General features: G+C 61.8%; 17 protein-coding genes and 1 pseudogene. 16 read left to right on the forward strand and 2 right to left on the reverse strand.

Annotated elements, in window-relative coordinates:
* Positions 1 to 54 precede the first annotated feature (54 nt).
* Positions 55 to 855 (reverse strand): substrate-binding periplasmic protein, encoded by an 801-nt coding sequence (locus ACK3BK_RS17280; protein WP_411382963.1) that lies wholly within the window; start codon positions 853 to 855, stop codon positions 55 to 57.
* 205 nt (positions 856 to 1,060) lie between these two features.
* Here ACK3BK_RS17280 and ACK3BK_RS17285 point away from each other — a divergent pair, with 205 nt between their 5' ends.
* Both ACK3BK_RS17285 and ACK3BK_RS17290 read left to right on the forward strand, forming a co-directional pair.
* Positions 1,061 to 1,600, forward strand: coding sequence for an exonuclease domain-containing protein (locus ACK3BK_RS17285; RefSeq protein ID WP_186666339.1), 540 nt, complete (start codon positions 1,061 to 1,063; stop codon positions 1,598 to 1,600).
* 74 nt (positions 1,601 to 1,674) lie between these two features.
* Positions 1,675 to 1,959: a pyrimidine/purine nucleoside phosphorylase gene (locus ACK3BK_RS17290; RefSeq protein ID WP_054894773.1), complete on the forward strand. Its 285-nt coding sequence runs from the start codon at positions 1,675 to 1,677 to the stop codon at positions 1,957 to 1,959.
* A 41-nt stretch (positions 1,960 to 2,000) separates the two neighbouring features.
* On the opposite strand, the gene ACK3BK_RS17295 is transcribed toward ACK3BK_RS17290, so the two are convergent.
* The gene (locus tag ACK3BK_RS17295) at positions 2,001 to 2,693 is read right to left on the reverse strand and encodes an alpha/beta family hydrolase (protein ID WP_411382964.1); all 693 of its coding nucleotides are present in this window, start codon (positions 2,691 to 2,693) and stop codon (positions 2,001 to 2,003) included.
* 49 nt (positions 2,694 to 2,742) lie between these two features.
* Between ACK3BK_RS17295 and ccoN (ACK3BK_RS17300) the strand changes: the two genes are divergently transcribed.
* From ccoN (ACK3BK_RS17300) to ACK3BK_RS17365, 14 genes and pseudogenes are all read left to right on the forward strand, one after another.
* Positions 2,743 to 4,167 (forward strand): cytochrome-c oxidase, cbb3-type subunit I, encoded by a 1,425-nt coding sequence (gene ccoN / locus ACK3BK_RS17300; protein ID WP_054894771.1) that lies wholly within the window; start codon positions 2,743 to 2,745, stop codon positions 4,165 to 4,167.
* A gap of 13 nt (positions 4,168 to 4,180) precedes the next feature.
* Entirely contained in the window at positions 4,181 to 4,789 is a 609-nt protein-coding gene (ccoO, locus tag ACK3BK_RS17305) for a cytochrome-c oxidase, cbb3-type subunit II (RefSeq protein ID WP_186666343.1), read from the forward strand.
* A gap of 5 nt (positions 4,790 to 4,794) precedes the next feature.
* On the forward strand, positions 4,795 to 4,986 hold the full coding sequence (locus ACK3BK_RS17310) for a cbb3-type cytochrome oxidase subunit 3 (RefSeq protein ID WP_054894769.1): 192 nt from the start codon (positions 4,795 to 4,797) through the stop codon (positions 4,984 to 4,986).
* Complete coding sequence (ccoP, locus tag ACK3BK_RS17315) at positions 4,983 to 5,924, forward strand: cytochrome-c oxidase, cbb3-type subunit III (RefSeq protein WP_411382965.1); 942 nt, start codon at positions 4,983 to 4,985, stop codon at positions 5,922 to 5,924. Before ACK3BK_RS17310 ends, ccoP (ACK3BK_RS17315) begins: the two co-directional genes overlap by 4 nt.
* Before the next feature lie 239 nt (positions 5,925 to 6,163).
* Positions 6,164 to 6,412: pseudogene (locus ACK3BK_RS17320) on the forward strand (contractile injection system protein, VgrG/Pvc8 family); the annotation flags it as partial.
* A gap of 89 nt (positions 6,413 to 6,501) precedes the next feature.
* Positions 6,502 to 7,389: a DUF4123 domain-containing protein gene (locus ACK3BK_RS17325; RefSeq protein ID WP_411382966.1), complete on the forward strand. Its 888-nt coding sequence runs from the start codon at positions 6,502 to 6,504 to the stop codon at positions 7,387 to 7,389.
* A 9-nt stretch (positions 7,390 to 7,398) separates the two neighbouring features.
* The gene (locus ACK3BK_RS17330) at positions 7,399 to 10,062 is read left to right on the forward strand and encodes a T6SS effector BTH_I2691 family protein (RefSeq protein ID WP_411382967.1); all 2,664 of its coding nucleotides are present in this window, start codon (positions 7,399 to 7,401) and stop codon (positions 10,060 to 10,062) included.
* Entirely contained in the window at positions 10,062 to 11,183 is a 1,122-nt protein-coding gene (locus ACK3BK_RS17335; protein ID WP_186666350.1) for a DUF6708 domain-containing protein, read from the forward strand. The genes ACK3BK_RS17330 and ACK3BK_RS17335 overlap by 1 nt, the downstream gene beginning before the upstream one ends.
* A 530-nt stretch (positions 11,184 to 11,713) precedes the next feature.
* A complete protein-coding gene (gene ccoN / locus ACK3BK_RS17340; RefSeq protein ID WP_054894767.1) occupies positions 11,714 to 13,156 on the forward strand; it encodes a cytochrome-c oxidase, cbb3-type subunit I in 1,443 nt (480 codons plus the stop codon).
* Positions 13,156 to 13,764 (forward strand): cytochrome-c oxidase, cbb3-type subunit II, encoded by a 609-nt coding sequence (gene ccoO, locus ACK3BK_RS17345; protein WP_054894766.1) that lies wholly within the window; start codon positions 13,156 to 13,158, stop codon positions 13,762 to 13,764. Before ccoN (ACK3BK_RS17340) ends, ccoO (ACK3BK_RS17345) begins: the two co-directional genes overlap by 1 nt.
* 5 nt (positions 13,765 to 13,769) lie before the next feature.
* Complete coding sequence (locus tag ACK3BK_RS17350) at positions 13,770 to 13,967, forward strand: CcoQ/FixQ family Cbb3-type cytochrome c oxidase assembly chaperone (protein ID WP_054894780.1); 198 nt, start codon at positions 13,770 to 13,772, stop codon at positions 13,965 to 13,967.
* Positions 13,964 to 14,944, forward strand: a complete 981-nt coding sequence (ccoP, locus tag ACK3BK_RS17355) for a cytochrome-c oxidase, cbb3-type subunit III (RefSeq protein WP_186666351.1) — start codon at positions 13,964 to 13,966, stop codon at positions 14,942 to 14,944. The genes ACK3BK_RS17350 and ccoP (ACK3BK_RS17355) overlap by 4 nt, the downstream gene beginning before the upstream one ends.
* Positions 14,945 to 15,234: 290 nt before the next feature.
* Entirely contained in the window at positions 15,235 to 16,650 is a 1,416-nt protein-coding gene (ccoG, locus tag ACK3BK_RS17360; protein ID WP_065862014.1) for a cytochrome c oxidase accessory protein CcoG, read from the forward strand.
* Positions 16,651 to 16,665: 15 nt separating this feature from the next.
* Positions 16,666 to 17,196 (forward strand): FixH family protein, encoded by a 531-nt coding sequence (locus tag ACK3BK_RS17365; RefSeq protein WP_186666353.1) that lies wholly within the window; start codon positions 16,666 to 16,668, stop codon positions 17,194 to 17,196.
* Positions 17,197 to 17,301: the final 105 nt, after the last annotated feature.

Here is a 17,301-nt window from a genome sequence, read left to right on the forward strand (position 1 = left end):
CACGGAAAAATGGGATCACACTCAAGTGTCTGAACGTGATCGCCGCCCGGGAATTTAATTGCGCGGCGTTTGCACGGTGATCCGATAAGGGCCGAAAAGCGCCGCCAGCTCACCGCTGTCGCGCAGGCGCTGCATCAGCTGGGCGAAGGCTTCGGCGCGGATCGGCGCGTCAGGGCGCAGCAGTGCGTAGTGATGGTAGACCTGATCGACCCGCTCCGAGGCCAGCAGCTCGCTGTCCTTGGCCGGGTTGCGCTTGAGGTAGTCACTCAGGTACGAGCGGGTCACCAGGGCAATGTCCGCACGCTCGCGCTGCACCATCGACAGGTTGCTGTCATGGGAATAGGAGAGGATGGCCCGGAAGGTCTTCTTCAGGTATTCGGGGTCGGGATTGAAATCGGCAAACGCGTAGTGATAGCCGTTGAACAACGCCAGGCGCTTGCCTTTGAGGTCATCGAAATAATGCTGGTCACGCCCGGCCTGACGATGGGCGACGAAGATCTCGGCATCTTCCAGGCCCATGTCGACCGCCGTGTGCGGGATCTGCTGCCAACCCCATTGCGGGTTCTCGAAGATCGCCATGTCGGTGCGCGCTTGCTGGAAATCACCGAAGCGGCGCGGGATCGAGGTTGGCACCAGAACGAAACGGTAACCAGCCTGGAGCTGGTTCAGCGCCTCGGCGAACTGCGGCAGCAACCCTGTATCGGCACCCTGCTCCGGACGCACCGTGTAAGGCGGGAAATGCGCGGCCCCGATCCGCACCTCCACCACGTCGGCGGCACAGGCCGGCCCGGCCAGCCACAGTGCAGCGAGCATCATCAGGGATGACAGGGCCTTGAGGGCGGGCGGTGGCGTCAAGTGAGGCACTCAAATAACGGGTTTGGACCTTGATGCGCCTAAGCTAGGCGTTTTCCTGTCAGGGCACAACCGCTGGTTATGCCAAAATAGCGGCATTCTGCCAGGGGATGCCGTAAGGTTTCTGGATTGGCTACGCTCTAGGGGCCCGCGGCCCTGCTCTCTCGTCCGACGCCGCGGACCACAGCGTCTTGCAAGGGAGCCTGGTATGGGCCATTGGCTGGTCATCGACCTGGAAGCCACCACCGACGACGGTGGCTGGCCGGTCACCGAGATGGAAATCATTGAAATCGGCGCAAGCCTGGTCACCCGCGAAGGTCGCGAGGTCGATCACTTCCAGCGCTTCGTCAAGCCGCGGCGGCGTCCGCAACTGACACCCTTCTGCCGTGAGCTGACGCACATCGGCCAGGCCAGTATCGACAGCGCGGCGTCGTTCGCCGAGATCTGGGAGCAGTTCGAGCGCTGGTTGGGCCATCATCGGGCGCAGTTGCAGGCCTGGGTCAGTTGGGGCGACTACGACCGCCAGCAGTTGCTGCAGGAATGGCAGCAGCACCAGGTCAACAGCCTGCTGGCGCAATTGCCGCACATCAATCTCAAGCAGCGCTTCGCCAAGGCCCGTCACCTGCAGCGTCCCACCGGCCTGAACGGTGCACTGCAACTGGCCGGCATGCAGTTCGTCGGGCAACAGCACCGGGCGCTGGAGGATGCACGCAATACCGCACGGTTGCTGCCCTTGAGCCTCACCTGAAAGCAGATGACGACCGCGCAGGGCTTGGGCATACTGGCCAGCCTTTTTTCAGCCCTTCTGTTCAGGAGTCGCCCATGTTCCAGGTCAACGAGTACTTCAACGGCACCGTCAAGTCGATCGCCTTCGCAGGCGAAGAAGGTCCGGCCACCGTGGGCGTGATGGCCCCGGGCGAATACGAGTTCGGCACCGCCAAGCGCGAGATCATGCACGTGGTGTCCGGCGCCCTGATCGTCAAGCTGCCGGGCAGCGACAACTGGGAAACCTTCAACGCAGGCGACAAGTTCAATGTGCCGGCCGACAGCAAGTTCCAGCTGCAGGTGAAGGTCGATACCGCTTACCTGTGCGAGTATCGCGACTAAGCATCAGGCTCTTCGCGGGCTTGCCCGCGAAGAATCCAGCGCTAACCCTTCAGAAACCCCGCCACCTTCTCAGCCGCCGCCTGCAGATGCTGCTCATGGCTGAACCCTGAAGCTTTCAGCGGCTTCAGATCATGATCCCCCGCCACCAGCCAGTTCACCTCGATCGCCGTTGACAGTTCATACCCCTGAACCGCCTCGCGATTGCCCAGCGCATCCCGCTCGCCCTGGACGATGAGCGTGGGCGTCTTCAGCCCGGCCAGATGCTCGACCCGCGGTTTCTCCGGCTTGCCCACGGCATAGAACGGATACCCCAGGCACACCAGCGCATCCGCCTCCAACTCATCGGCCAGCAAACTGGCCATCCGTCCGCCCATCGACTTGCCGCCAATGGCCAAGGTGCCCGTGACCAATGGTCGCACCTGCCCATACACCTCGCGCCAGCACTCGAGCAGCACCTTCTGCGGATTGGGCGGACGCTTGCCGCCGTTTATGCGGCGCTCGGCCATGTAGGGAAATTCGAAGCGGATCACCCCGACCCCAAGCCCCGCCAGCCTTTGCGCAATCTCGTCCATGAACGCGCTGTCCATCGGCGCCCCCGCGCCGTGGGCCAGGATCAGTGTGCAGGAACGCCCATGATCGCCCCGGATTTGCGGAGGATCGACGCGCAAGCCTGGGACATTTCCCACTTGGGCCCATTGATCCCCGTCAATACCGGCACATTGCCCATCTTTCATGCTTGCCTCGCTGTTTAGCCTGCCTATAACCGTGGATGGGAACCCATACATGAACACAACCAGCAGTACCGCCTACAACTACAAGGTGGTCCGCCAATTCGCCATCATGACGGTGGTGTGGGGCATCGTCGGCATGGGGCTCGGTGTCTTCATCGCCGCGCAACTCGTGTGGCCGAGCCTCAACTTCGACCTCCCCTGGACCAGCTTCGGCCGTCTGCGACCGCTGCACACCAACGCAGTGATCTTCGCCTTCGGTGGCTGTGCCCTGTTCGCCACCTCCTATTATTCGGTGCAGCGCACCTGCCAGACCATCCTCTTCGCGCCTAAATTGGCCGCATTCACCTTCTGGGGCTGGCAACTGGTGATCCTGCTGGCAGCGATCAGCCTGCCACTGGGCTACACCAGCTCCAAGGAATACGCCGAACTGGAATGGCCGATCGACATCCTGATCACCATCGTCTGGGTCTGCTACGCCATCGTGTTCTTCGGCACGCTGATGAAGCGCACCACCAAGCACATCTACGTGGGCAACTGGTTCTTCGGTGCCTTCATCCTCACCGTGGCGATCCTGCACATCGTCAACAACCTGGAGATGCCGGTCAGCCTGACCAAGTCGTACTCGGTCTACGCCGGGGCCACCGACGCCATGGTGCAATGGTGGTACGGCCACAACGCCGTAGGTTTCTTCCTGACCGCAGGCTTCCTGGGGATGATGTACTACTACGTGCCCAAGCAGGCCGAGCGACCGGTGTATTCCTATCGCCTGTCCATCGTGCACTTCTGGGCGCTGATCACCCTGTACATCTGGGCCGGCCCTCATCACCTGCACTACACCGCCCTGCCCGACTGGGCCCAGTCACTGGGCATGATCATGTCGCTGATCCTGCTCGCACCGAGCTGGGGTGGGATGATCAACGGCATGATGACCCTCTCCGGTGCCTGGCACAAACTGCGCAGCGACCCGATCCTGCGCTTCCTCGTGGTGTCGCTGGCGTTCTACGGCATGTCGACCTTCGAAGGCCCGATGATGGCGATCAAGACCGTCAACGCCCTCTCCCACTACACCGACTGGACCATCGGCCACGTCCACGCCGGCGCCCTGGGCTGGGTGGCGATGATCTCCATCGGCGCGCTGTACCACACCATTCCCAAGGTGTTCGGCAAGCAGCAGATGCACAGCATCGGCCTGATCAACGCGCACTTCTGGCTGGCGACCATCGGCACCGTGCTCTACATCGCCTCGATGTGGGTCAACGGCATCGCCCAGGGCCTGATGTGGCGCGCGGTCAACAGCGACGGCACGCTCACCTACTCGTTCGTCGAAACCCTGGTGGCCAGCCACCCCGGCTTCATCGTGCGCTTCGTCGGCGGGGCGATCTTCCTCAGCGGCATGTTCCTGATGGCCTGGAACACCTGGCGCACCGTGCGTTCGCCAGCGCTCGACGCCGCCCCTGCGAACGCCCAGCTGGCTTGAGGAGACACGCCTGATGAAACATGAAGTCATCGAGAAAAACGTCGGCCTGCTGGCCTTGCTGATGGTGTTCGCCGTCAGCATCGGCGGCCTCACGCAGATCGTCCCGCTGTTCTTCCAGGACGTCACCAACAAGCCGGTCGAGGGCATGAAGCCATACACCGCGCTGCAACTGGAAGGCCGTGACATCTACATCCGCGAAGGCTGCGTGGGCTGCCACTCGCAGATGATCCGCCCGTTCCGCGCCGAGACCGAACGCTATGGCCACTACTCGGTGGCCGGTGAAAGCGTGTGGGACCACCCCTTCCTCTGGGGTTCCAAGCGCACCGGCCCGGACCTGGCCCGCGTCGGTGGACGCTACTCCGACGACTGGCACCGCGCGCACCTGTACAACCCGCGCAACGTGGTACCGGAATCGAAGATGCCGGCCTACCCGTGGCTGGTCGCACAACCGGTCGACAACAGCCACACCGACACCAAGCTGCGTGTACTGCGCACCCTCGGCGTGCCCTACACCGACGAGGACATCGCCAGCGCCCGCGACGCGGTCAAGGGCAAGACCGAGATGGATGCGTTGGTCGCCTACCTGCAGGTGCTGGGCACCTCGATCAAGAACAAGAGGTGAACACGATGGAATTCGACATCGGCATGATCCGCGGCCTCGGCACCCTGGTGGTGATGATCGCCTTCATCGGCCTGTCGCTCTGGGTGTTCAACCGCCGCCGCGACCGTGATTTCGCCGAAGCGCGCCTGCTGCCCTTCGACGACGACCGCCTGCCCCCTGCCGGGCAGGAACCTGCCATGAGGAGTAACGGGCAATGACCACCTTCTGGAGTACGTACATCAGCGTACTGACCATCGGCAGCCTGATCGGCCTGACCTGGTTGCTGCTCGCCACACGCAAGGGCCAGAGCCACGACACCAGCGACCAGACCATGGGCCACAGCTTCGACGGGATCGAGGAATACGACAACCCGCTGCCCAAATGGTGGTTCTGGCTGTTCGTCGGCACCCTGGTGTTCTCGGTGGGCTACCTGATCCTCTACCCGGGCCTGGGTAACTGGAAAGGCATCCTGCCCGGCTACGAGAACGGCTGGACCCAGGTCAACGAATGGCAGAAAGAAATGGACAAGGCCGATGCCCGCTTCGGACCGATCTTCGCCAAGTTCGCCGCCATGCCGGTGGAGGAAGTGGCCAAGGATCCGCAGGCATTGAAGATGGGCGCCCGCCTGTTCGCCTCCAACTGCTCGGTGTGCCATGGCTCGGACGCCAAAGGGGCCTATGGTTTCCCCAACCTGACTGACAAGGACTGGCGCTGGGGCGGTGAACCCGAGACCATCAAGGCCTCGATCATGAACGGCCGCCATGGCGTGATGCCAGCCTGGGCCGAGGTGATCGGCGAGCAGGGCGTGGCGGATGTGGCCGCCTTCGTGCTGAGCAACCTGGACGGGCGCAGCTTGCCTGAAGGGATCAAAGCCGACGTGGCCAAGGGCAAGGAAATCTTCGCCAGCAACTGCGTGGCCTGCCATGGGCCGGAAGGCAAAGGCACCCCCGCCATGGGCGCCCCCGACCTGACCCACCCGCAGGCGTTCATCTACGGTTCGAGCTTCGCCCAGTTGCAGCAGACCATTCGTTACGGCCGCCAGGGCCAGATGCCGGCTCAGGCCGAGATCCAGGGCAACGACAAGGTGCACCTGCTGGCGGCTTATGTGTATAGCCTGTCGCACGACCAGGTCCCAGAGACAGTAACCGCCAAGTAACACCCACCGGTGCGGCAGCACGCCGCTGCGGCTTGCCCCGCGATGTGTCTTGTTTGCCAAGGCCATTGCGGGGGCAAACCGTCCCCACGCTTCAGAAGCTGCTGGAGCGACGCCTCCTACATCAATCTAGGAATCTACTGACAATACTTCCCCGGACTCATCTTTTACGGTCTCTCCCCGAGCTCAACAGGTTCAAGCGCGCTGCATGGCACTTCGAACAACACCGGACAGGGAGTTCCATGCCGTACCAATCCGACATTCATTACACCTTCTCGCCAATACTTGGCGACACCCAATTCGAGGTGGTGTCATTCACCCTGAATGAAGCAGTCAGCACACCTCACCAACTGCTGCTGGAACTGGTCAGCCACGACAACGACGTCGACTTCGGTCACTTGCTCGACAAGCCCGTGCTGTTCACCCTCTGGAAAGGCGAACGGCCGGTACGCCACGTTCACGGCCTGGTCAGCAGCTTCAGCCAAGGCGAGAAGCCGCCTCCGACCAGGGCACGCACTACCAGCACACCGCTCAAGTCGACCGCCGAGGGCCGCAGCCTGATCCCCATGGAGGGTGCCTGATGCTCAGCCCGTTCATCCAGTCAATCGTCACGACACTGCGAAAGTCCAACAGCTATCGGCTCAGCGGCATTATCGACATAGCCTCCCTCACCCCCTCTGCGCGCGACAAGGTTCAGGAACACGTCTCGACGTACTGCTGGCCGCTGCTGCAACAGGCACAGTTCGCCAACCTGCAGGCAGCAGGGCCCTGGCTGTTCTCGGCCAGGCCAGGTGCCGACGTGTCCGCACAGTACGATTTTCTGGGAGCACTCGATGAATGTGCCGAGCGCGCGGTTTGCGGCTGGATCATCAGCGCACTTGCACCCGAACAACTGGCCAGGCACCTCAGCCAGGCCGCGGTAGCGACCGGGCCGGACGGGCATCGCTACCTGCTTCGCTATCACACCGCCACGGTGCTGAAGGTGCTGGACAACCGCCGAGACCTGCCCGGCGTCAGGCAACTGTTCGCACCCATTCACCGCTGGTGGTTCCCGGAACCTACCCTCAATCCAAATGAACAGAGCTGGAGGTCGCTTACTGGCGCCGATCAGCCAGAATCACTCGCGGTGCCTGCGATACACCTCGATGCCGATAGCTGGGCTGCGCTGGCCGGGGACCCGCTGAGCTATCACCTGGCCAAACTGCTGCGCAAGGAAAACACCGCTCCGGCATTCGATCGGGCCTGCCCCGGCACACAGATCGGCCTCATCGACCTCTACCTGCGCCAAGCCCGCGAACATGGTCTGACGCGGGACAAGGACCTGATCACCTACGTGCTGATGCTCGCGTGCAACGGTGACAACCTCGCCGACACACCTGCCTGGCAGCAAGCCCTGAGCGCAACCTGTGAGCAACAGACCGCGCTTGTCGACAACCTGCAGACCCTCCTGCCTGCATCCACGCGCTGAGGCCAATTGATGAGCACCCTGCTGGAAACACTCGAACTCTGCAAACAGGTCAATGCCACGTACAAACCTGCTCTGAGCAACAGCCCGGTGGCCTCATGCACGCGCAGCTTCCAACTGCTGCCGCTACGCTTCGCAGCAGTCGGTGGCGAAGCTGCGCAACGCAGCCGGCTACCCACGCTTACAGCGCCGCTGACACCTTACCCCGACGTACAACCTCTCAGTCATTCCAGCTACGCGCTGCGCCCGTTGCGCGAAGGGTTTCTGTACCTGTTGCTCAAGCGCTATGGCGACCCGGCCTATCACTGGCACAGCCAGTATCGCGTCTTGGCCAACGGATCGCTGCGCGCGATCAGCGCTGACGCCCCCTGGGAGGTCCTGCCCAGCGCGACCCTCGATGATCTGATCAAGAGTTTTGGCTGGACGATAACCCTGTACGACCTCGACAGCATGCAGGAGCTGCGCCCACTCTACAGCCCCACCCCGCTGACACCACGCATGCTCGACAATTACCGCTTGATCGAGGATGGTTACCGCGACAGCTTGCCGAGCATCGACGTCGAGACTCTCGTTCAGCCGGTGGAGCTACCCTCACCACCGTCAGTGCTCAAGTACGACCAGTTGGAGTGCATCGCCGACTTCAAGGCTCAACAAGACCCTCAACTGCGGGCGCTGCTGAAGCAGCAGCCGTTCAACCAGGACCAGCTACTGTCGTTGCAGGCCACGCGCCAGGCCTTCGCCCCGTCACCTAACCGCAACAACCCCCGCGGCGCCGCCATGGTGGTCGATGACATTATCGGTATCACCCAGGAACTCAACGCCTGGCGCAATGCAGCAGTCGACCAGGTGCGCAGCGATTGGCTGCAGCGCAGCGTGGAGCCGGGCGTCGACAATGAGCGCCGGCTGTTGGTGGCGCAGTCGTTTCTAAAAATCGAAAAGCTCTATCCCGAAATGCGCGCCGAACAGATTGTCAAACGCGAGGTCATGGCAGAAACCCTGCGTCTTCAACCGGTAATGCCTGCGGAGTACCACGGTTTCACGGAGCAGGCGAGAAAAGACGCGGATGCCCACGATGCCCAGCTCAAGCCCCTTCTCGAAAAATTCGAGCGAGACACCCGAGCCCGGGTAAACGCCCGCCAGCAAGCGGGCGAATTCAACCGGCAGTTCGATGAGAAGTACGGCCCCCTGGTGGACCGCGCCGCCATGCGCCTTCAGATCGAACACTTCCACAAGGTCACGCAGTCGGCCAAGCACGCCGCCGAGGCACGCGCATTGGACCACCTGCGCTGGGTGATCAACGAGCGTTTTCTCCAGGCCCTGGACCGTTACGACGACGCAGACCCTACAGACGGCCTGGCTTTCGCCGAACAGACCGGGCAGTGCGTGGTCGGCATGGAACTCAGCGAGCTCGGCACCAAGGTATTGGACCACTGGTGGCGCAGCGACCCCACCGAGCGAGACAACCTGGCCATGCGCAGCATCGCCTTCAACCAACAGACCCTGCGCGAGGAGCTGGCACAGTTGCGCGACGCCGCCAAGGCCGCATCCGGTTCAGAGACCTCCTTCGACCTGCCGGAAGCCCTCGCCCGCCAGGCCCATGCAGCGGCCAACGCCTTTACCCGACTGAACACACTGTACGAACAGCGCCAGGCACAAAACGGCAGGGCTAGCGTTGGCTTGTATGCCTGGTATGTCGCGCTCGGGCGCCAAGTGCTGCGCACCGCGGCGCCGAACAATCTGGACCGCGCCTTGCACCAAGGGCTGCGAGTCACGCTATTTGCCTCCGTGCACGAAGCCGCCGTAAATGTGCGCCTCGCGCAAGCAGCGGAGCTCAACCAGACCATCAACCCACAACGCAGTGCCGGCCAGATCACCCGCTACCTCGATCAGGCCTGGGCCGAAGGGCTGATGCAGGCGCACAAGAGTAACTTCTACAAGGTTCGGGTATCCGGGGTCATCACCCTGATCGAGGGGATGTTGATGGCCTTCAAGGCGCGACAGCTACCAGATAGCGACATGCGCCTGAAAACCGAGCTACTGGCAGCAGCGATGAGCACGGCGGCTGCCGGGTTCGAGATCGGGGTTAGTTATTTGGAAATGGTCATGACACGCTATGGCGCACAAAGCGTGACTGGCGGCGGGGCAACGGTGGCGTTGGGGCGGTTGAAGTTGTGGGGGGCAGGGTTAGCGGGGATGGGGGGGTTGGTGTTGGCCTGGTGGGATTTTGCGGATGGGATTGAGCACTCTAAGTCTATAGAACCTTCAAATACTTCCAGAAGCAGTAGCCAAATATTAGCTACTGCATACCTTACGCGCGCTTTCGCCGTCGTGGGTTTATCGTTAGCTGAGATGGGCACAGCCATAGCCATTGCCCAACCGCTGTTCCAACATCTAGCCAGAACCACCTCCAACACACTTTTAAGCAGCGTAGCCAGTTCATTTAGCGCGCTTTCCGCAAGGCTAGGAACTCAAGCCGCTCGCCTCATATTGGCCAGACTCGTACTCGGCACATTCTGGATTGGCATTGCAATTACAGTGATCATTTTTATTTTTGACGATGATGCACTGGAGAAATGGTGCAAAAAAAGCGTCTACCGACGGGATAGACAAAAAAAACCTTTCGATAGCACCCATGAACTTTCAGAACTCTACAAAGCGCTCAATGAGGTCATGTAATGCACCTAATTGAATGGATGTTCTGGAGAATGCACATCGAGTCATCGGCGGACCGCGAAATGGCGGAATCAATCCAAACGCGCACCCAATTGCGAGCTGCCAAAGATAATTACGAAGAGGATTTTACATCTGACTTACATCTTAGACCCGTCAGTGATAATCCGAGCAGCCGCGGGCCGGTATTCGAGTTCGACGACAACATCATGGAAATGCGCTGCGGCGGATCAGAGGAAAAACGTGGCTTAATAACCATGGCTACATTAGGAATGTTGGCACCTGCAGCTTGGGCATGGTCAATAATAACCTTCGGATTCATATCACTCATCATCACACAGCTCCCAGACTTCAGCGTACTGACGCTATCACTGACTACGTTTCTACTAGCACTGGGTGGCAGCACAGGATATTTTTACGCTCGGTACGGCTTTCGACTGACTCGCCTGGAAATGCTGACAAGCCGCCACTTACTAATACGGTTCAACCGTAAAACTCAGCAAGTTCATTTGCACCGCCCTGGCTACTGCGGCGGCATTGTTACATTTGCCTGGAAAACAACAGGAAGCACCGCCACTAACCCAAAGGATGATCGTCTTAGCATGGGTATGCGACTCGTTCTGGCTTGGCACCCTCATTTGACAGGACTACCTCACATGGAAATGGCCCTGCTAGGCAAACAAGGCCAAGGCGGCAGCGAACTGCGGGACGAATGGGAGTTCATCCGCCGCTACATGGAAGAAGGCCCCGACTCCGTCCCGCGCCCGCGCCTGAGCACACGCTTCCCATCGCCCATCCAGGCCTTCAGTGCCCAGTTCGAAGGCATGGGCCGTTTCTTTCGCAATAGCAGGTGGCCCTTCAAGGTTGCCCTGCTGCTGGTCTGGCCTGCCTTCGTGATCATCGGTACCTCACACTGGCTCAGCCTGATGCTCTGCTGGCGTCCACGCTGGCCGAAGATCATCCGCGAGGCCGGGCTACCGGGTAAACCGGTGCCCCCGCTCACCACATTGAGTGACTACCCGCCTGACATTCAGCAGCGCCTGCTCGCCAACGCCGACCGCTGGCACCTGAAGCCGGGCAAGCGCCCGGAGCAGAAACCCCGCAAGGCCAAAACAGCCCCTGAATAAGGGAACTGCACCCAATGGGGCGCTACTGTCGCTAATCGGTCTATCCGGGTACGTGGGGGCGAGCCCTGCCATGCTGGCTACTTGATGGATGGCACCGACTACGCGAGTGTTCGCGAGCAAGCCCCCACAGCCATCGCACCCGCGCTCGAAAACAACAATGCTTACGCAGACTCTAACGCCCCTACCCCACTCCCCCTCCCTTGCACCCCCTCCGAACGGAACTAAGCTTGTTGCCAAAGTGGCCTCGCGTTGCAGCGATGCCATCGACGCGGCGCATTGCCTGACGCTGCGCGCCAAAAAGGCATCCGAAAAAAAGCTTGACCGATCGATCAGAAAAAGGTGAAAAACGGTACACATTACAGATATTTATTTGTGTACAATCGTTCGACCCGAAACGCCACGGGACGGTGGTGGGAAGGGTATGGACACGGGTCGGCGCAGGGTACCTTGCGTTGCCATAGCCATTGCGGCTATCGAGACTGGCGCCGATTTTTCCACCAACAAGAACACCCAAACCGTGGAACCTTAGCATGAGCACAGCAATCAGTCCGACTGCTTATAACTATAAGGTCGTCCGCCAGTTCGCCATCATGACGGTGGTCTGGGGGATCCTTGGCATGGGCCTCGGCGTCTTCATTGCATCGCAACTGGTGTGGCCGCAGCTCAACTTCGACCTGCCCTGGACCAGCTTCGGACGCCTGCGCCCGCTGCACACCAACCTGGTGATCTTCGCCTTCGGCGGCTGTGCCCTGTTCGGCACCAGCTACTACGTGGTGCAGCGCACCTGCCAGACCCGGCTGATCTCCGACGGCATGGCCGCCTTCACCTTCTGGGGCTGGCAGGCGGTGATCCTCGGCGCGCTGATCACCCTGCCGATGGGCTACACCACCACCAAGGAATACGCCGAGCTCGAATGGCCCATCGCAATCCTGCTGGCCATCGTCTGGGTCACCTATGCCGTGGTGTTCTTCGGCACCATCGTCAAGCGCAAGACCAAGCACATCTACGTGGGCAACTGGTTCTACGGCGCCTTCATCGTGGTCACCGCGATGCTGCACATCGTCAACCACATCTCGCTGCCGGTCAGCCTGTTCAAGTCGTACTCAGCCTACGCCGGTGCAACCGACGCGATGATCCAGTGGTGGTATGGCCACAACGCCGTGGGCTTCTTCCTCACCACCGGCTTCCTGGGGATGATGTACTACTTCGTGCCCAAGCAGGCGGAGCGGCCGATCTACTCCTACCGCCTGTCGATCGTGCACTTCTGGGCGCTGATCACCCTGTACATCTGGGCCGGCCCCCACCACCTGCACTACACCGCCCTGCCCGACTGGGCGCAGTCGCTGGGCATGGTGATGTCGATCATCCTCCTGGCCCCGAGCTGGGGCGGCATGATCAACGGCATGATGACCCTCTCCGGTGCCTGGCACAAACTGCGCACCGACCCGATCCTGCGCTTCCTGGTGGTCTCCCTGGCCTTCTACGGCATGTCGACCTTCGAAGGGCCGATGATGGCGATCAAGACGGTCAACTCGCTGTCGCACTACACCGACTGGACCATCGGCCACGTCCACGCCGGCGCCCTGGGCTGGGTGGCGATGATCTCCATCGGCGCGGTGTACCACATGATTCCGAAGCTGTACGGCCGCGAGCAGATGCACAGCGTCGGCCTGATCAACGCGCACTTCTGGCTGGCAACCATCGGCACCGTGCTGTACATCGCCTCAATGTGGGTCAACGGCATCACCCAGGGCCTGATGTGGCGTGCGATCAACGATGACGGCACCCTCACCTACTCCTTCGTCGAAGCGCTGCAGGCCAGCCATCCGGGCTATATCGTCCGCGCACTGGGCGGTGCGTTCTTCGCCTCGGGCATGTTGCTGATGGCCTACAACGTGCTGCGCACGGTACGCGCTGCCAATCCGGCGCAGGCCGATGAAGCCGCCAAGATCGTCGTCGTGGGAGCGCACTGATGAAGCATGAAGCAGTCGAGAAGAACATAGGCCTGCTGGCCTTCTTCATGGTCATTGCCGTGAGCATCGGCGGCCTGACGCAAATCGTCCCGCTGTTCTTCCAGGACGTCACCAACAAGCCGGTCGAAGGCATGAAGCCGCGCACCGCGCTGGAAGTCGAAGGCCGCGACATCTACATCCGCGAAGGCTGTGTAGGTTGCCACTCGCAGATGATCCGCCCGTTCCGCGCCGAGACCGAACGCTATGGCCACTATTCGGTGGCCGGTGAAAGCGTGTGGGACCACCCCTTCCTCTGGGGCTCCAAGCGTACTGGCCCGGACCTGGCCCGCGTCGGTGGGCGCTACTCGGACGACTGGCACCGCGCGCACCTGTACAACCCGCGCAACGTGGTGCCGGAGTCGAAGATGCCCGCCTACCCGTGGCTGGTGGAAAACCACCTCGATGGCAAGGATACGGCCAAGAAGCTCGAAGTGCTGCGCACCCTCGGCACGCCCTACACCGACGAAGACATCGCCGGTGCCCGCGACGCGGTCAAGGGCAAGACCGAGATGGACGCCCTGGTGGCGTACCTGCAAGGCCTTGGCACCCTCATCAAGAGCAAACGGTGACGCTGATGGATATCGGGATGATTCGCGGCCTGGGCACCGTCGTCGTGCTGGTGGCCTTCGTGGGCCTGGCGCTGTGGGTGTTCAGCCCGCGGCGCAAGAAGGATTTCGACGAGGCCACGCAGTTGCCCTTCGCGGATGATCCCGAGGCCAGCCGGCATGTCGAGCACGCGCAAAAGAATGCTTCTGGGAGCAAACAACAATGACAACCTTCTGGAGTCTGTACGTCACCGTCCTGACCCTGGGCACCATCTTCGCCTTGACCTGGCTACTGCTGTCGACCCGCAAGGGCCAGCGCGAAGAGATCACCGACGAAACCGTCGGCCATGCGTTCGACGGTATCGAGGAGTACGACAACCCGCTGCCCAAATGGTGGTTCTGGCTGTTCGTCGGCACCATCGTCTTCGCCCTCGGCTACCTGGCGCTGTACCCGGGCCTGGGCAACTGGAAAGGCATCCTGCCAGGCTACAGCTACCTGGATAACGACAAGCAGACCGAGTTCAGCAATGGCCAGTCGGGCTGGACCGGCGTGCACGAATGGGAAAAGGAAATGGCCAAGGCCGATGCCCGCTTCGGGCCGATCTTCGCCAAGTTCGCCGCCATGCCGCTGGAAGACGTCGCCAAGGATCCGCAGGCCCTCAAGATGGGCGCACGCCTGTTCGCCTCCAACTGCTCGGTGTGCCATGGCTCGGACGCCAAGGGAGCCTACGGCTTCCCCAACCTGACCGACAGCGACTGGCGCTGGGGCGGCGAGCCGGAAACCATCAAGACCACCATCATGAATGGCCGTCATGGTGTGATGCCGGCCTGGGCCGAGGTGATCGGCGAGCAGGGCGTGGCGGATGTCGCCGCCTTCGTGCTGACCAACCTGGACGGGCGCAGCCTGCCCGAGGGCATCAAGGCCGACGCGGCCAACGGACAGAAGATCTTTGCCGCCAACTGCGTGGCCTGCCACGGCCCTGAAGGCAAGGGCACCCCCGCCATGGGCGCACCCAACCTGACTCACCCGCAGGCGTTCATCTACGGCTCAAGCTTCGCCCAATTGCAGCAGACCATTCGTTACGGCCGTCAGGGGCAGATGCCAGCGCAGGCTGAAATCCAGGGCAACGACAAGGTGCACCTGCTGGCGGCTTATGTGTACAGCCTGTCGCAGCAGGCGGAGCCGGCTCAACCGGCTGAGTAAGCCTGGGCTGGCCTCATCGCGGGACAAGCCCGCTCCCACAAGGCGGGTGCGGTACTTGTAGGAGCGGGCTTGCCCGCGATGAGGCCGGCAAATGCACCACTGGCTGACCTGGATCAATTGACACTCGCCATAACACGATTCAAACGACCACCCAACGCGACTAAACGTCGCAGCCAAGCCCTACCCTGCCATCACAGGCGTATCATGGGCCGCAGAGCGCCAACACAGGCGCGCGACCACGGCCGGCATGCACTGGCCCTGGCATTTCTCCACTGCCGTGGGACTTGATGATGAGCAAGCAGATTCCGGTACATGACGTCACCCCGCCTGCCAATAAAGGAAAGGATTCCGTCGACCTCTACGCCGCCCGAGAGAAAATCTATACCCGCGCCTTCACCGGCGTATTCCGCAGGTTGCGCATGGTCGGTGGTGCCCTGCTATTCCTGCTCTACTTCGGCACCGTGTGGCTGAACTGGGGCGGGCACCAGGCCGTCTGGTGGAATCTGCCCGAACGCAAGTTCTACATCTTTGGCGCCACCATCTGGCCGCAGGACTTCATCCTGCTGTCGGGCATCCTCATCGTCGCCGCTTTCGGCCTGTTCTTCATCACCGTGTACGCCGGCCGCGTCTGGTGCGGCTATACCTGCCCGCAGAGCGTGTGGACCTGGATCTTCATGTGGTGCGAAAAAGTCACCGAGGGCGACCGCAACCAGCGCATGAAGCTGGACAAGGCCCCCATGAGCGGCAACAAGTTCCTGCGCAAGCTGGCCAAGCACAGCCTGTGGCTGCTGATCGGCTTCGTCACCGGCCTGACCTTCGTGGGCTACTTTTCGCCGATCCGCGAACTGGTCATCGAGTTCTTCACCGGCCAGGCAGATGGCTGGGCCTATTTCTGGGTCGGCTTCTTCACCCTCGCCACCTATGGCAACGCCGGCTGGCTGCGCGAACAGGTGTGCGTGTACATGTGCCCCTATGCACGCTTCCAGAGCGTGATGTTCGACAAGGACACGCTGATCGTCTCCTACGACCCACGCCGCGGCGAAGCCCGTGGTCCGCGCAAGAAAGGCGTCGACTACAAGGCCCAGGGCCTGGGCGACTGCATCGACTGCACGATGTGTGTGCAGGTCTGCCCTACCGGCATCGATATCCGCGACGGCCTGCAGATCGAATGTATCGGCTGCGCCGCGTGCATCGACGCCTGCGACGGCATCATGGACAAGATGGACTACCCGCGCGGGCTGATCAGCTACACCACCGAACACAACCTTTCCGGGCAGAAGACCCACATGCTGCGCCCGCGCCTGATTGGCTACGCCCTGGTGCTGCTGGTGATGATCGGCGCCCTGGCCACTGCCTTCGCCACCCGTTCGCTGGTGGGCTTCGACGTCAGCAAGGACCGCGTGCTGTACCGCGAGAACGCCCAGGGCTGGATCGAGAACGTCTACAGCCTCAAGGTGATGAACAAGGACCAGCGCGACCACGTCTACGTGCTCGACGCCGCCGGCCTGCCTGGCTTGCAACTGTCCGGGCAACGCGAGATCCGCGTGGCCGCCGGCGATATCGTCAGCCTGCCGGTCCAGCTGTCGGTCGCACCCGAGAAATTGCCCTCGAGCACCAACGACATCACCTTCATCCTTAAGGATGCCGACGACAACGGCACACAGGTTGAAGCCAAGAGCCGCTTCATCGGCCCACAGATCCGCTGAGAGAGACGTTCGACAATGACTGCCGCCACCGCCAACAGCCCCTGGTACAAGCACCTCTGGCCCTGGATCATCATCGGCATCCTCACCACCTCGGTGTGCCTGAGCCTGACCATGGTGAGCATCGCCGTGCGCAACCCGGACAACCTGGTCAACGACAACTACTACGAGGCTGGCAAAGGCATCAACCGCTCGCTGGACCGCGAACTGCTGGCCCAGACGCTGAATCTCAAGGCCAGCGTGCACCTGGACGAGCTGACCGGCGAGGTGGCATTGCGCCTGACCGGCAACAGCGATCCGCAGACCCTGGAGCTGAACCTGATCTCGCCGACCCAGCCGGACAAGGACCGCAAGGTCCAGCTCGCCCGTGCCGAGGCCGGGCGCTATGTCGGTCAGCTCGAAGACAAGGTCGAGGGCCGGCGCTTCGTCGAGCTGCTCGGCAACGAGAAGGGCCAGGTGTGGCGGTTGTTCGAGGAAGAGAAGGTCGAGCACGGCGTGCCCCTGGAGTTGGGCGATGAAGCCCTGCAGGGCGCCGAGCACCAAGAATGAAAGGCCACATCAGTTCCGACCCCGTGGGAGCGGGCTTGCCCCGCGATGGCGGTCGCCCGGACAACAGCATTGCCTGGGCTCACGCTATCGCGGGGCAAGCCCGCT

It is taken from the genome of Pseudomonas sp. L7, from assembly GCF_046605565.1.
In the GTDB taxonomy this organism is placed as follows: Bacteria; Pseudomonadota; Gammaproteobacteria; order Pseudomonadales; family Pseudomonadaceae; genus Aquipseudomonas; species Aquipseudomonas wayambapalatensis.